General features: G+C 40.2%; 5 protein-coding genes. 2 read left to right on the plus strand and 3 right to left on the minus strand.

The annotated features are described in order from the left end of the window. Nucleotides 1–121: 121 nt before the first annotated feature. Both V7K46_RS23260 and V7K46_RS23265 read right to left on the minus strand, forming a co-directional pair. Nucleotides 122–6727: an SDR family NAD(P)-dependent oxidoreductase gene (locus tag V7K46_RS23260; RefSeq protein ID WP_335117247.1), complete on the minus strand. Its 6606-nt coding sequence runs from the start codon at nt 6725–6727 to the stop codon at nt 122–124. Continuing rightward, the gene (locus V7K46_RS23265; protein ID WP_335117248.1) at nt 6720–12095 is read right to left on the minus strand and encodes an amino acid adenylation domain-containing protein; all 5376 of its coding nucleotides are present in this window, start codon (nt 12093–12095) and stop codon (nt 6720–6722) included. Before V7K46_RS23265 ends, V7K46_RS23260 begins: the two co-directional genes overlap by 8 nt. Nucleotides 12096–12704: 609 nt before the next feature. Here V7K46_RS23265 and V7K46_RS23270 point away from each other — a divergent pair. Continuing rightward, complete coding sequence (locus V7K46_RS23270) at nt 12705–13655, plus strand: hypothetical protein (protein ID WP_335117250.1); 951 nt, start codon at nt 12705–12707, stop codon at nt 13653–13655. A 1-nt stretch (nt 13656) separates the two neighbouring features. Here V7K46_RS23270 and V7K46_RS23275 read toward each other — a convergent pair whose 3' ends face one another. Continuing rightward, nucleotides 13657–14643: a DUF3102 domain-containing protein gene (locus V7K46_RS23275; RefSeq protein WP_335117252.1), complete on the minus strand. Its 987-nt coding sequence runs from the start codon at nt 14641–14643 to the stop codon at nt 13657–13659. A 921-nt stretch (nt 14644–15564) separates the two neighbouring features. Here V7K46_RS23275 and V7K46_RS23280 point away from each other — a divergent pair. Continuing rightward, complete coding sequence (locus V7K46_RS23280; protein ID WP_335117254.1) at nt 15565–16290, plus strand: VOC family protein; 726 nt, start codon at nt 15565–15567, stop codon at nt 16288–16290. Nucleotides 16291–16627 lie beyond the last annotated feature (337 nt).

The raw sequence follows: 16627 nt of genomic DNA on the forward strand, positions 1-16627 counted from the left end.
ATTCCCATTACACCTGCTGTGATAATACCAACGACTTTAATTTTCATGATTGCTATTGTGAACTGATCGCTTTTTATCTAGTTTGACAATTGCACATCAAAAGTTTTATTGCTTTTTAAATCTAATTAGCTTCATCTTCAGATAAGTGTTCTAACTCTTCTATAAGAATTTCTTCAATAACCAAAGCCAACTTGCCTACAGTGGGTGCCTCAAACAGAGAATCAACAGGTACTTCTATTTGAAAATTTTTGCGAAGCTGAGAAATCAGTACAGTTCCTATTAGGGAGTCTCCCCCTAAAGCAAAGAAGCTATCATGGACGCCTACCTGCTCAATACCCAGGAACTCTTGAAAAAGATTAGCAAGCTTACGCTCTATATCATTAGTGGGAGCAACATAGGCACTGCTCAGTTCTGGTCTTGGATGTGTTGGTTTAGAGGAGTTGTCTTTCTTTGTAGCTTCTTGTAAATTGGGTGAGCTATCTAGCAAATCTGGCTTGACCTGAACCCGAAAATCATAGGTTGATACCAAAACCTGGCAAAGAGTATTCCCGATAATCCGACTAAACGCCTCTACTCCTTCTTTTGGTGATAACCCTCGCTGAAGTAACTGTCTTTGATACGTATTAACAGGTGTAGTGGTTTTTTTCTTCAGTCCATCTGAAGCAGAATGCCATAAGTCAGAAAAAGTTGCGATCGCTGTTCGTTGAGAGCTAACTCCGTTTGACGCAACAACTTGAGTATTTAAAAAATCTTGATTTTCCAGAGATACGACAATCTTACCAATATGCTTGGCTTTAGCCATATATTCAAAGGCATGAGTCATCGAATCAATGGGAAAGACCCGATGAGGTAGGGGACTAAAATTTCCGTTATAGAAATGTTGTACCACCTCATGCCACAGATCACTATAGTTAGGAACTTGGGAATCTAAGTTGATCGCAAAGAATGACAAGCATTTTGCAAAGACTCCTAGTCCTAATTGGCTATTGTTGAGGATATCACGCTTACCAATTTCGAGGAAGCGTCCGTAAGGTGCTAATACATCTAGACTCTTGGTCAAGAATTCGCCTGCAAGTGAATTCAAAACCACATCCACACCCTTACCATTTGTGCATTGCATTACTTCATCAGCAAAAGCAACAGACCGAGAATCAAAGACATGCTCAACACCCATCGAATGTAGAAATGCTCGTTTCTCTGCGTTCCCCGCAGTGGCGAAGATTTTTGCTCCTACCCACTGGGCAATTTGCACCGCAGCCAAGCCAACTCCACCAGTAGCAGCATGAATGAGAACGCGATCGCCCTGACTGAGCCTGCCTAATTTGATCAAGGAGTAGTAAGCTGTGGTAAAAGCTACCGGAATTGTTGCTGCTTGTTCCAAACTCAGATGTTTGGGTTTGAGTGCAACTGACAAAGCAGAAGTTGTGAGAAATCGGCTAAAACATCTGTCGCCAAGAGCAATCACTTCATCTCCAATTTCAAACCTCTCAACCCCTTCTCCCAACGCAACTATCTTTCCAGCACACTCCAAACCGAACTTGAGATCAACATCAGATAGTACGGGAAGCATTCCTAGAGCCAGGAGTACATCTTTGAAGTTAAGACCAGTTGCACCAACTTCTATTTCTACCTCACCTCGACCTGGTTGCTGGCGTGGTACTGATTGAAATATCAGAGTTTCTAAAATGCCAGGAGAGGAAATTTTCAAACAGAAGTTTTGGCTGAGAGAAGCGGAAGACTTTTGTTGAGCGGGGCTTGCTATCTGACTCTCTACTTTCCTTAAAGTATACTCTTCTATCTCGACCAATCCTCTCCCTTGGTCATCCATAATAGTGATGTCAAATTTCAGAGAATTGTTACGATTTTTATTTTTTTTACTGTATCTAATGTAACTGTATACTTTTTCAGGTAGAGATTCTCTAAACTTCAATCTTTTATAAGAAAACGGTAAGTAATTGCCTTCGTCCTTGAGACTCAAAAAACCATTGGCATTGTCTAATAAGGCAGGATGCAATTTATACGAATTAAGGTCAGCCGCAAACTCTGTAGACAGTTCCAGAATAGCAAACCCTTGATTTGTACCAAATTGTATCTGCTTGAAGTTATCCCATCTGGAACCGAATTCTATGTATTTTACTTGAGGTTTCCCCTCATCTTTCCTAAGGATGATTTCTTGGTTACACCGAGCAGCAATTTCTTCGATTTCATACTTTTCCAGGGATTCTACTTCTATGCAAGCTAATTCACCCCTAGCATGTTCCTGCCATTTATCTTCCCCAGAGTTCGATTGGCTAATGATTGAAAATTCAAACTTATCTCCCTGCTTTTTCAGCAGTGTACGAACTTCTTTTTCTTCATCTGCTTCTACCACTAAGGGAGTCAGGAAATACACTTCACGGATTTCAATTGTCTTATTTTCAGCATGGTTTTTAAAAGCAGCTCTAGCCATTTCTAAGTAGGCTGTTCCTGGAAGTGTCGCCTTTCCCATCACCTTATGTTCATTGAGAACCCAATGTTTGATCACACTAAACTTAGAAATATATATTTCTTGCTCTCTTCCCTCTACTATGCATTGCTCAAATAAGGGATGGTTCACTGCTTGAAATTGAGGTTTGGGAATATCTTGGGTTTGGGCAGATTGCTTGATTGCTTTCGCAGCCATACCCACTTCTTGCCAAGCAGACCAGTTGATCGCTACGGTGAATATACCATCTCGATTGGTCTTATAGTGAGCAAAAGCGTCAAGAAAAGCATTGGCACTAACATAATCAACCTGTCCAAATTCCGCTTGGATGGCAGTCATTGAAGAACACAGGACAAAGAAATCTAGCTGAACACCCTGGAGAATACTATTGAGAACGAGTGTTCCTTTCACCTTAGGTGCTAGAATACTTGCTGTCATTTGCGGCGTTTTTCGCTGAATCACACCACCTCCGGGAACTCCAGCAGCATGGATCACACCGTTGAAGTTGCCAAAGTGTTCCTGCGTTTTTTGAATCGCCCAATGCATTTGTTCAAGATTTGTGACATCAGCGCTTACTACCAAAACTTTTGCACCCAGTTGTTCAAGTTCTTGCACTTTGAGAATCTTACGGCTGGTGCTGTCTTGCTCGTCGTGCTCAGTTAGCCACTCACTCCACTTGTCTGGCTGTGGAAATTCTGAACGTCCTACAAGCAGTAGTTTTGCTTGTATTGTCTTTGCCAAATGCTCTGCCAGAGTAAGTCCAATTCCTCCAAGTCCACCTGTGATTAAATAGACTCCTTCTTTCCTTAATCTTAGTGTTTTTTCGGTAGCTTGATTCAAGCAGACAGATTCAAAGTGTTGTACCCAGCGATGATTTCCTCGATAGGCGATCGCTAAATCAGAAGATGGAGCATCTAACTCGTTCAACAGTTGGTCTATGAGTTTCTCAGTTTGCCAACTTCTTACTTCTAAGGGAATTACAACATCAATGTTACGACAACTGATGTCAGGGTATTCTTGTGGAATGACTTTAACAGGTCCAATAACAGTTGCTTTTTCGGGACACAGCACCTCTTCACCCGTTACTTCCTGCATATTGTTAGAGATGACTGCTATATGCAGTTGCTTGGTAAGGTTTTGTTTTCCAAGTGCCTGGGCGAGAAATAGCAGACTGTAAAATCCTAAATCTTCAGCTTTGTCAACTGCTGCTAGGTCTAATTCTGTCTTATCAACAGGCGTGACATTCCATAAATGCACAATCGTATTTGGGAACTTATCTTGTGCTAGAAGTTCCTTGAGTAAAGCGTCGTAGCCGTCCTGTTGTTGAGGATTTAGGGTATATTTGGAGTCGCTCAGTTTTGTCAACTCCGATCCGACGCTGACAGCGATCGCATCCTGACCTTCCAGTTCCAGTCGTTTTATAAGTTCTTCACCTAAGCCGTACTCATCAATAAACACAAGAATGCAAGACAAAACTGATTTTTCACTCTTGTGCTTTTCGGGTAGCACAGAGCGTTTCCATGATGGAACGTAGAACCAGTTGGCAATATCTTGTTTTTTACTTGGTAAAGAGGTGATAGACAACGCCTCTACACTTGTCTTGACAGTTGCTATCTCTTTTTGGGCTTCAATCCAGTAACGCTGGCGCTCGAAGGGATATGTTGGTAGAGGAAGACGATGACGGCGCTCGTGGGCATAAAATCCTGACCATTCTATCTGTACTCCAGATAGCCATAGCTTACCTAATGTGTTCAGTAAGAACTTTATATCTGAGTGTTTTTCTTTAGGATGTCGTAATGAACACAGTCCTACGGCATCTAAATGCTTTTGAGCAAATGTACACAAGGTACGTCCTGGTCCCACTTCTAACAGGATGCGATTTGGCTCTTGTAGCAACGCAGAAATGCCTGCTGCAAACTGTACCGTTTGACGCAAATGTCTTACCCAGTAATTGGGATCTGTGGCTTGCTCTGCTGTTATCCAGGTTCCTGTGACATTGGAGATAAAAGGAATTTTTGGGGGATGTAGTTTGACTTTATCGATTTGTTTTTGGAATGGCTCCAAGATGGGTTCCATCATTTCGGAATGAAAAGCGTGGGAGGTATGCAGACGGCGACACTCTATACCTTGGAGCTTATTTTGAAATACGTCTATGGCATCATGGGTTCCCGAAACCACACATAAAGATGGTGCATTACAAGCAGCTAGAGATAATTTTTCATCAAGTAAAGCTTTAACTTCTGACTCTGGCAGTGGTACAGAGAGCATAGCACCAGATGGTAGTTGTTGCATCAGTCGTCCACGCGCCGCCACTAGCGCCAAAGCATCTTCAACTGACACTACACCAGCAAGGCAAGCTGCTACATATTCGCCGATGCTATGACCAATCATTGCACCTGGAGAAATTCCCCATGACATCCACAACTGAGCCAGAGCATACTCTATCACAAACAATACAGGCTGAGTAATATTAGTTTGTTGCAGTTTTTGTGCTGCGGCTTCTAACTCAGACTCACCCGGATATATGATTGATCGTAAATCCAACCCAAGATGAGGTTGTAGCAATTGACAGCACAAATCGACCTGTTGTTGAAAAATTGGCTCAGTCTGGTAAAGTTCTTTACCCATGTCCACATACTGAGCGCCCTGTCCAGGAAACATAAAAGCGATGGGGCGATCGCCGCTTTCAACTAAGCGAGTAAAAACTCTTTGTGGATCTTGTAACTGCAAGGCGCTGGCTGCATCCTCAATATCTTGACACACCAGCACACGACGATGATTAAATCCAGCACGCCCCACTTGCAGGGTATACGCTATATTCCCTAAGTTCACATCGGTATGTAGCTGGAGGTATTGAACTAAGTTCTCTGTTGCAGTTTCTAGAGCCGATTCAGTTTTGGCAGAAAGTAGCAACAATTGCCAGGGACGAGAAGGGCTAGACGGTTCCAGCATTGGTGCTTCTTCTAGAATGACATGAGCATTAGTCCCACCAATACCCAAAGAACTCACACCAGCACGCCGAGGGTTACTTCCCGCTTTCCATTCTGCTAGTTTTGTATTGACATAAAAGGGACTATTCGCAAAATCAATCTGGGGATTTGGCTGCTCAAAATTTAAGCTTGGTGGTATTTGCTGATATTTCAGGGCTAAAACCGTTTTAATCAATCCTGCAATCCCAGATGCTGCATCTAAATGACCTATGTTTGTTTTAACTGAACCGATCGCACAGAAGCCTTTTTTGTTGTTACTGCTACGAAAGATTTGAGAGAGGGCTGCAATTTCAATGGGATCGCCTAAGATTGTACCAGTACCGTGAGCTTCGATATAGTTGATTGTCTCAGGCTCAACTCCCGCCAGCATCATCGCTTCAGCAATTACCTCTGCTTGACCATTTACGCTAGGCGCTGTGTAGCCAACTTTACCAGAGCCATCATTATTAATAGCTGAACCTCTAATTACAGCATGGATACAGTCACCATCTGCTAAAGCATCACTCAATCGCTTAAGGACAACAATTCCCACACCATTACCAATAGTTGTTCCCTGCGCTTTGGCATCAAAAGCACGACAGTGACCATCAGGTGATAGTGTTCCTCCCGGTTCGTACAAATAACCTGTTTTTTGAGGTACGTGGATAGAAACCCCACCTGCTAAAGCCATATCGCATTGATAATTCAACAAACTTTGACAAGCTAGTGTTGTTGCAACTAATGAGGTGGAGCAAGCTGTTTGTACTGTAATACTTGGACCAGTTAAATTTAATTTATAAGAAACACGGGTAGTCAGAAAATCTTTATCATTACCAATTACTGTTTGGTAGCATTGGGCTGAACCCAGGCGATCGCGGTTTAAATCTAATGAATAATAGTTATTGAGACTAGCACCAGCGTAAACTCCAATACGACTGTCACTCTTGTTAGAATCATAGCCAGCATTTTCTAATGCAACACAGGCACACTCTAAAAAAATACGGTGTTGTGGGTCAGTAATTTCTGCTTCTTTTGGATTGAAACTAAAAAATAAAGCGTCAAATAAATCGATATCTTTTAATATGGCACTGGCTTTTACATAATTGCGATCGCTTAATATATTAAGATCAATTCCATCAGATATTACCTCTTCATCTGTAAAGAGAGAAATTGACTCTACACCAGATTGTAAATTCTGCCAAAATTCTTCAATATTTTTAGCACCGGGAAAACGCCCTGCCATGCCAACGATGGCAATACCTTCTACAGCATTATTATGTATAGTACTAATCATAAATCTTTTTACCTTGCTTACTCAATTGTTGTTTTTGGCGATTGATAGCCTCAATTTGCTTTTGAGCGCGATCACTTGTGACTGTAAAAGAAAGCTGTCGCTGTTGACTTAAGTATTCCGCTAAAGAGTAAATAGTTGGGTTCTGGAACATAGTAACAACTGATATATCTCGCTGCAAAATTGCCCGCAGTTTGTTATTTACTTGCAGCATCAGTAGTGAATGCCCACCAAGGTCAAAGAAATTATCATGAATACCTACTTTATCTAAATGTAGTACTTCTTGCCAAAACTTTGCAATCTGCTGTTCCATTTCAGACTGAGGTGGCTGAAAAGATGCTGTTAACTTTGGACGCAGATTTTCAGGTGCTTTTAATGCACGACGGTCTATTTTACCGTTAGGTGTCAAAGGTAAAGCATCTAACACGACAAAAACAGAAGGAAGCATATATTCGGGCAGTTTTTCTTTGATAAATCCCCGTAGTTCATTTACAAAAAGCGTAGTATTCTCATGATTAATAAGATATGCAACTAGGCGACAGTCATTTGGTATATCTTCTCTAGCTACTACTACTGTTTCTCGTACCTGTGGATGTTGCTCTAATAAAGCTTCGATTTCTCCTAGTTCAATACGGAAACCGCGAATTTTCACTTGATGGTCAATTCTGCCTAAAAATTCAATGTTTCCATCTGAACGATAGCGTGCTAAATCTCCCGTTTTGTAAATACGTGCGTCTAAATTAAGATTTTGACTAGAAAAATTCCCATTTAATTGTAAATCCTTAAACGGATTAGGGATAAACTTTTCTTCAGTTAATTCTGGTCTATTCAAGTAACCCCGTGCTAATCCTACTCCCGCAATATATAACTCACCGATCACTCCAATAGGAACAGGTTGTAAATGTGTATCTAAGATAAATATCTGTGTATTAGCAATTGGACGACCAATAGGAACAATTTTGTTATTATTCACAGATTCACAGCACCACGCTGTCACATCAATAGATGCTTCGGTTGGTCCATAAAGGTTATGTAATTCTGCATCAAAACTATTAAAAAATTGCTGCTGCAAATCAAAAGATAAAGCTTCTCCACTACAAAATACACGTTTGATACTTTTACAGTTGTGACGTTTTTCTTCCTCTAGAAAAACTTGCAGCATAGAAGGAACAAAATGAAGTGTAGTTATTTGTTGTTGGGATATAAATTCCGCTATATACCGTGCATCTTGATGACCATTTGGTTTAGCTACAATTAAACTTGCACCTGTCAACAAAGGCCAGAAGAATTCCCAAACAGAAACATCAAAGCTAAAAGGAGTTTTCTGTAAAACTTTGTCAGATGATGTTAATTGATAAGTATCTTGCATCCAGAGCAAGCGATTACACAAACCCTGATGAGTATTCATCACACCTTTGGGTCTTCCCGTAGAACCAGATGTATAAATTACATATGCTAAATTTTGTAGCTTTACATCACTGATTGGATTTTGAGAACTACAATCTATACATATTGAGCACTCAGTATCTATACATACCACTTGTGCTTGATGTGGTGGTAGTTCATTTTCCAAATGTCGTTGCGTTAATAACACTGTTACTTGAGCATCTGCCAGCATAAAAGCTAACCGCTCTTTGGGATATGCTGGGTCTAGCGGTAAATATGCCTCACCAGCTTTCAGAATAGCTATTAGAGCCACCACCATTTCTACAGAGCGCTCCATACAAATACCAATAATCTCTTCTGACTTTATACCAAGCTTATGTAAGTAGTGTGCTAGTTGATTTGCTCGGTGATTTAACTCGCGGTAGGTTAGTCGTTGGTTTTCAAAGACGACTGCGACAGCATCTGGTGTTTTCTCTACCTGTGCTTCAAACAATTGATGAATACACTTATCTTGTGGATAATCTATCTTGGTATCATTCCATTCAACTAATAATTGCTCTACTTGAGATGGGGTTAATAATTGCAAATCTGAAATCTGTTTTTTGGGATCGCTAACTATGCTTTCCAGTAAAGTCTGGAAATGTCCCAGCATTCTGGTAATAGAATCTACATTAAATAAATCTGTGTTGTACTCGCAAGTTGTAACCAACCCTTGCTCGGAATCCTCCATAAACAATGTCAAATCAAACTTAGATGTCCCGTTGTAGCCCTCCTCATAGGTAACGGATACATCCGATAGACTTAAGTTGGGTTTTGGCACATTCTGGAGAACGAACATCACTTGAAATAGTGGATTGTAACTCAAGTCTCTATTTGGCTGTAGTTCTTCTACTAACTTCTCAAAAGGGAAGTCTTGATGAACATAAGCTTCTAAAGCTGTTGACTTCACCCGCGCTAATAACTCCTGAAAACTCAGGTCACCAGATAAGTCTGTACGAAGGACTAAAACATTGACAAAAAATCCGATTAATGATTCAACTTCTGTTCTGTTACGATTGGCGATTGGCGAACCGACTAAAATATCAGTCTGACCTGTATAACGATACAGCAAGGTTTTGAAGGCTGTAAGCAAGGTTATAAACAGGGTTACTCCCTGCTGACGGCTCAAATTCTTCAATTCTTTTGTCAGAGTTTGAGAAAGAACTAATTTCGTTTGAGCACCTTTGAATGTTTGAACTGGCGATCGCGCACGATCCGTTGGTAAATTCAGTACAGGTAGCTCACCACTTAACTTTTGTTTCCAATAGGCAAGTTTTGGTTGAATGCGTTCGCCATCAAGCCATTTTCGTTGCCAATTGACAAAATCTCTATACTGAATGGGTAATTCAGGAAGTGGTGATTTGTCCCTGGAGAATGCTTCATATAGTGCAGCTAGTTCTTTAATCAGAATACCTATAGACCAACCATCTGCAATTATATGATGCAGAGTGACCAACAATTGATAATATTTATCATTTAATTTTAAAACTTTAATCCGCAAAAGCGATTGATCAGATAAGTCAAATGGCTGCTGTGCGAATTCTATAGCCAAATGTTGTGCTTCTTGAGTGCGTTCACTATCAGAAAGGGAACGCAAATCTTCAACCGCCAAAGTTAAAGGTGGCACTTGATTTATAACTTGGGCTGGTTGTCCATCAACCGCTGCAAAGCTTGTCCGTAATACTTCGTGTCGTCTAATAATTTCATTAAGACTATCTTGTAAGACTGCTAAATTAATGCAACCTTTTAAGCTAATAACTATAGGAATGTTATATGTATGACTATCAGGAGTAAACTGATTGATAAACCATAATCCCTGTTGGGCAAAAGATAGAGGCTGAATGGATGTAGTTTTTTCTGCTTGGGTAAGGAATATTGACGGTAGTGCATCTGTTGTCAGTTGAGCGAGGATCTTTGTAGCTAGCGATCGCATACTCATTCCTTCAAAAAAGTCTGCTACGGATACTTCTACCTCTAAATCAACCTCAATCCGGTTTTTTAATTCAAATACTTTTAAAGAGTCTAGTCCCAGCGTGCTTAATGGTTCTTGAGGATTGATATCATCTGTTGCAATTGAAAGTACTCCCGCCAAAAGTTCAATTAAATAAGATTCTAGAATCGGTTGACACTCCCTTGGGGAAAATGCCAAAAGTTCAGAACGTTGTAATTGAGTTTCGTTTCTGGCAATATCACTAATCTTGAGAATGTCACTTTTAACTACATTTAGTTCACCATTCTCAAACTGAGTGCGAGTTGCACGACGTTGAATCTTACCACTGGAAGTTTTAAGTATACTACCTGGTTTAATTAAAACTACACCATAAACTTGTACTTCATGTTCTTCAGTAATTGATTGCCGAATTGCATTAACTACTTCTGCTAAATTTGGCTTGGCGCGAAACTCTAATTCTTGTACAACTACAAGCCTTTCTTCGTTGTTAACCTCTACTGTAAATGCTGCATTAGCACCGGAACGTAAGGATGGATGGCTGCCTTGGGCGGTTGATTCGATATCTTGCGGGTAAAGATTACGACCGCGAATAATAATTAAATCTTTTACTCTACCTGTAATGAAAAGCTCACCATTGTCCAAAAAGCCTAAGTCACCAGTCCGTAAAAACGGCCCCTCTTTTGTATCTTTTAGATAGGCGTGGAATGTTTGCTCTGTTTCTTCTGTTCGATTCCAGTAACCCTGACCTACACTCAGTCCAGATACCCAGATTTCACCAACTTCATCTGATGCACAGCGAGTTAATGTTTCAGAATTAACAATGATAATTTGCTGTTGAGGAATAGTTTCACCACAACTGACAAAGCTTTGGATATCTTGACTCTGGGTAGTTGCTTCGACTATCTGGTTCTGTGAAAGTGCAGATTTCTCTACAGTTTTTACTTTAGCTAAAGCCGTTTTGATCCCACCAGAAACTATCAAAGTTGCTTCCGCCATGCCGTAACAGGGGTAAAATACTTCCGGACGAAAGCCACACTCTGCAAAGGTGGTTGCAAATTGCTCAAGAGTATCTTGCCGGACTGGTTCAGCACCGTTAAACGCAACACTCCAACTACTTAAGTCGAGAGTTTCTTTTTGTTGTTGACTAATCTTTTGAATACACTGTTCATAAGCAAAGTTGGGACCACCACTGGTAGTGCCTTTGTAGCGGGAAATCGCCTGTAACCAACGGTAAGGTTGTTGCAGAAAAGATGCTGGCGACATTAAAATGCAACCAAACCCGCCATACAAAGGTTGCAAAATCCCACCAATTAACCCCATATCATGGTAAACAGGTAGCCAGGATACAAACTTGCTACTGGGTGAATGCTCCATGAGTTGGTAAGTTACAGCAGTGTTATGCAAGAGGTTGCCATGACTGAGCATCACTCCCTTTGGTGTGCCTGTAGAACCCGATGTGTATTGTAAAAAGGCTAAAGTATCGCCATTAATTGTAGATTCTTGCCAAGAGTCTTCTAGACCCTGTGCTATGTTGTCAGTTGTCAGCCAGCGAAAATTCCCCTGTTTTGTTTCAGGTGTGAGTATCGATTGTAATGTGGGGAGCATTGCTGTTGTGGTGAGAGCAACACTTGCTTGTGCATCTATACTAATAGCTTGTATTCTGGGTGTTTTACGTTGATTGCGAGGCGGATAAGCTGGAACTGCCACTACCCCACTGTATAAACAACCAAAAAATGCTGTGAGATAATCCAGTCCAGGAGTATACAGTAATATGGCGCGTTTTCCACTCAAACCAAGAGCTTGAAGTTGAGCTGCTACAGCCCGACTACGCCGATCCAACTCATGGTAAGTCAGCGTTAATTCCTGAGTTTCTCCATCTTCAAGGAAAGTGAACGCTTGTGTGTGCGGCATTTGGAAACTGCGATCGCGCAGAATATCAACGATTGTCGCACATGGAGAGGGAATTTCTCGAAAGTAATTGAGAATTGAGGTCATTACTATGTCTCAGCTAATCAGATGCAGGCAAACAATAGTGGCAAAATTATCTCAGACTCACTTTTGGCTGAACAAGTGTTTGAGTCAGTTTTTATGTGTATTTTCTTGACAATCCACTTAGATAAAATCCAGCAAACCTTAAAAAACATAGCCCTTTCTTGCTCAATGTGGTGCTTTTACAGAATTATTTAATTCATTGAGAAAACTTTTAGACAGACTTGGATGTTGCTTTAGGAAAGACAGCCGCAAATTGGTAAGCTACCCATGCAAACTTATATGTTGCTACTTATTTTCATTTAGACTTACTTTCTCACATTACTAGGGATTGTGGCATTTACGCAATCCCTCAATAATAATTAATAAATATAAGTAACAAAGTGTTTTATTAGTTATAATTATCATTAATTTAATTTATTTCTTTTGATAGATGCCAAAATTTGGAAAACCAAGTGTTTGAAAGAACCTGATTTTAGCCCAAGTACAAGAACTCCGTAGTTTAAGGGTAGTCCAATGGCTCAGATCTAAATAGTGAATGTGCGATCGCCTCAAGGCACAAATCATGGTAAAACTTAATATTGGCTCAAACACTATTGGTTTCAAAGCGAGAGAATGAACAAACCACCTTTTCAGGGTCAAAGAACCACCTCTGCTGACTCTCGCGATCCAAAACTACCAGAATGCTCTACAAGCAAAGATACTGCTCAACAAACAAATCTCGCTTCAGTAGCAATTACCGTTACTGCTGTTGAAGTCCAAGAGTTAAGTAAAGAGGAACAAAGCTTACGCCTACACTTAGAGCAAAAAGTTGAATGCGCTTTTTATGAAGGAGGGAAGGCGTTAATGGAGTTACGTGATCGCAGGCTGTACCGTTCTACACACAAAGCATTTGAGGATTATTGCCGCGATCGCTTTGGTCATAGTCGGCAACAGTCAAATTACTTGATTGCCGCAGCCGATGTTTACGACAATTTGACAACCAATGGTTGTCAAATTTTGGAGAATGAGGACTTGACAACTAATGGGACACAAATTCTACCAACTAGTGAGCGCCAAGTCCGTCCCCTGACAAAGCTAGAACCCCGGCAACAGCAACAAGCGTGGCAGCTTTCAGTTCAGGAGGCTAGTGGTAGAGTGCCAACTGGTAGGATGGTCAAAGACGTAGTGCAACGCATTATGGAAACAACTCAAGTACCAAATACCTATGAAATTGGCGAAGTTTGCCAAATCATTGCCCAGGACAATCCCGAACTCAGGGGCAAGGGTGGGTGTTGGGGCATAGTCACTCAAGCAAGTGATTTCACATGCATTGTAAGGCTTTGGGATGGAGAGTACAGCATTGGATTAAAGCATCTCAAGTCTTATGATTACTCACATTCAGAATGTCAGCAAATACAACAAATCAGCGATCGCATCAGCAAAATATACTCTATTGCATTGGAAGAATCGGTTCAAAGGTTTTTGGAGTCTTTAGGAAAACTGAACCGACCTTATTTAACTGCTTTGGAAGAAAAACTATTGAATGTTTTGGAGTCGGGAATTGGGATCAGAAAAATTCAATAATCTAAGAATAGCTCAATGGCTCAGTTTTTAATCGGGATTGTGCGATCACTTGACGACAACGTTCAATATTAGGATCTCCCGCAAACACTCGCCTATTTAGCTGATGAGCGATTTTTATCATATCCATGCTTGGTAGCCAAGGAAAAATCACTATATCCCCAGATGCCGAAAACATCTTGATCAGTTGTTCAATCAGACCTGACTTGATATCTGATTCCGGAAAGATAATCACAGTTTTTGCCCGCTCAACTAACCAATCGTGATCCCAGTCATCAGAGGTAATGGCAATAGCAAGAGCAGCAAAGGGTATGCGTTCGACGAATTGAGGTGAGGCTGTATCACCACACAAAACAAAATGTTGCTTTTCCAGTAAAAACCAACTTGACTCGATTGCATCAAGAGTTTTAATAATAGGTGAGACTGTTGATATCTTTGCTACAGTTACCTCTGAAACTGGCGTTTCGACTTGAATTGCCTCCTTTGGAATTATAGTTACAATCTCTGGCTTAGAAGTTAGTGGCTGTGGTGGCTTAGGGGAAGGAGCGGTAGACTGTGATTTCTCTTCCTTAATTACCCGACGAATACTCTTATGAGTTAAGGTTTCGCCTTCTTTAGCACGTTGTAAAATTTCTTCACGGACATTTTCAGGAGTTGATGGTGCTGCTAAAAGGTAGAGAGCAGATGTGGCAATATCTATTTGTGCAAAATTTGCACGTTCAGCAAATGCTTCATAAACATTAATAAAATTGTAAGCCGTCCGTCGGCTCCAACCAAACTCAGCTTTCAGCCAAGTCTCAAACTGTCCGTGCTTGAGCCTTGAACGCACATCAGCCAGCTTTTGACCAATTTCCCAAATATCTTGTGCTGAACGCCGTAAGCGCTCCTTAATTTCTCCAGTTCGCTGCTGAATAACAATACGCTGTTTGTCATCCAAAATTTCGTAGTCGAAACCAGTGAGTACTTGATCCTGTTTTTTTAACTTGCTCACAATTTATCTAAGATTACTTTTTATACAAAATTTATCATAGTTGATTATATCCCACATTCCGCACTTCATTTTGTAGCACAAATACAGGTGTAATAAGTTGCAAAAACAGCTTAAATATAAACACATAATTAAGTTAGTAAAAAATCTAGTAGTTACTTGATTGTGAAAAACTATTGTTTTAAATTGACTAGAAACGTAGTTTTTTATGCTACTTAGTGAAGTACAAAATCTGGGTTATATGTTGATTGTGCCTAGAGAGCCAGTCCACTAGAAATAGTTGACGTAAAACACAGGATATGGATGTTGTTAAAATCGAGGATTTTGATGCTTTGTTTAAATGCGTAGGCGTAGCCCGTCGTAGACATCGCTAAAAACCAGACCTAAATATTTCGACCATAATAGGCGTTTTATTCTTCTACACATAGTTAAGTATTTGTCAAAACCTTCTACTGGACTGGCGCTCTAGAATCCAGTAAACGTCATGGCTGAGAAGATTTCAGCCAGAGGAAATTTATGAGGTAAGTAGCTTGATATTCTCGAACTTGATATTTTTAAAACTTAATGATAATCTTTATAATTAAGACCTACCTTATAAATGAGGAAAAAAGAAAAAAATCGGTTTTTCATACCAAAAACAGGTATCCTACTTGAATAATATTCCTAATTTTTGATGTTCATTTGAGTGCAGATGAAGAGTACTAAGTTAAAAGACCACTCACAAAAGGGGGGCTTTTATCAAGTACGTAAATGCTGAGTAAATAAAAATTACTCAGTACTGAGTCCTGAGTGCTGAGTTTGGTAAATATAAGCTCAACCAAGACTACAGCTTAACTTTTTACACATAGGTTACTGAGTAAGGTAAATTTCTTTGGCTAGAGTCTAAAGTTCAGCAAGAAAAACTAAAGCTGAGAATTTGTTCCAATGCAAACAACGTCACCCCAAATCAGTGCAGATGATTGTTTTCTAGAGGTAGATCACATTTTTATCTGCACGACAAAAGGCACTGAAAGTGTTTCAGTGCTTGAAGAACTTGGTCTTTACTGTTCTAATCAACTAGTACAGCATGTCAAGCAAGGAACAGCCTCAAAGATAATTTTTTTTGAGAATACTTATCTTGAGGTAATTTGGATAGAAGATAAACATTTAGTGGAACAGCAATCTGAGCTAACAGACGTTCAGACGCTAACCCGTGTTCGTGGACAACGCATAGGAGCATCACCTTTTGGTATCGGTCTACGCAGGAAGTTTGACGAGAGTAAGTTGGTATCCCATTCAACTTTATACTGGGCTGAGTGGATGCCAACAAAGATGTCTATTAGTTTTGCAGCAGAAAATCTTGCAAATCAACAAGAGCCTTTTTGCTTTGTGATTCCTGATTGTGCTACTATTAAAAATTGGCTTGATCCCTCGTTAACGGCGCATCAGCAGTTAATCTCTCATCCCTTGGGTGTCAGAAAGCTAACGAGCGTCAAAATTATAATTAATAGTGACAAAGATTTGACTGATGCTATGTCTGTGCTTTGTGTAAATAGTGCTGTAGTTATTGAACGAGGGGAATCTCCACTGCTAGAGTTAACCTTTGACGAGGGTATTAGAAAAAAGAATTTTGATGCACGACCAATTCTGCCAATTTTATTCAAATGTTAAAACATAGTGCAATCGCATTACTACCAAAAAGAACTATAGGAGGTGTCAGGTATAAGGTGTTAAATAAAAACTTGCATTTGCTGTGTTGGAAGCTCAATCTAAAAAAAGATTTAGGGACTTCCAAAAAATAAATCACTCAAAAAATCAAGAGTCTCAACTTAAACGGTAATAAGAATCATTATGAGGAGAGTAAGAGGCGGTTGCCGACGGCAACCGCCTCTTACCCGATCAAGTATCCATGGAAAACTTTGCATGTGGCAATTTTCAGGTGCATAATTATAATTAGTATTAATAATTTTGGTAGCCCTAAATTTTTAGGAATCTTGCTTTGAATTAA

It is taken from the genome of Nostoc sp., assembly GCF_036917395.1.
Classification (GTDB): domain Bacteria; phylum Cyanobacteriota; class Cyanobacteriia; order Cyanobacteriales; family Nostocaceae; genus Nostoc.

Coding starts and splice junctions, on each gene's coding strand:
- V7K46_RS23260 (WP_335117247.1), bottom strand. CDS start 6,727: ATGATTAGTACTATACATAATAATGCTGTAGAAGGTATTGCCATCGTT.
- V7K46_RS23270 (WP_335117250.1), top strand. CDS start 12,705: ATGAACAAACCACCTTTTCAGGGTCAAAGAACCACCTCTGCTGACTCT.
- V7K46_RS23280 (WP_335117254.1), top strand. CDS start 15,565: ATGCAAACAACGTCACCCCAAATCAGTGCAGATGATTGTTTTCTAGAG.
- V7K46_RS23265 (WP_335117248.1), bottom strand. CDS start 12,095: ATGACCTCAATTCTCAATTACTTTCGAGAAATTCCCTCTCCATGTGCG.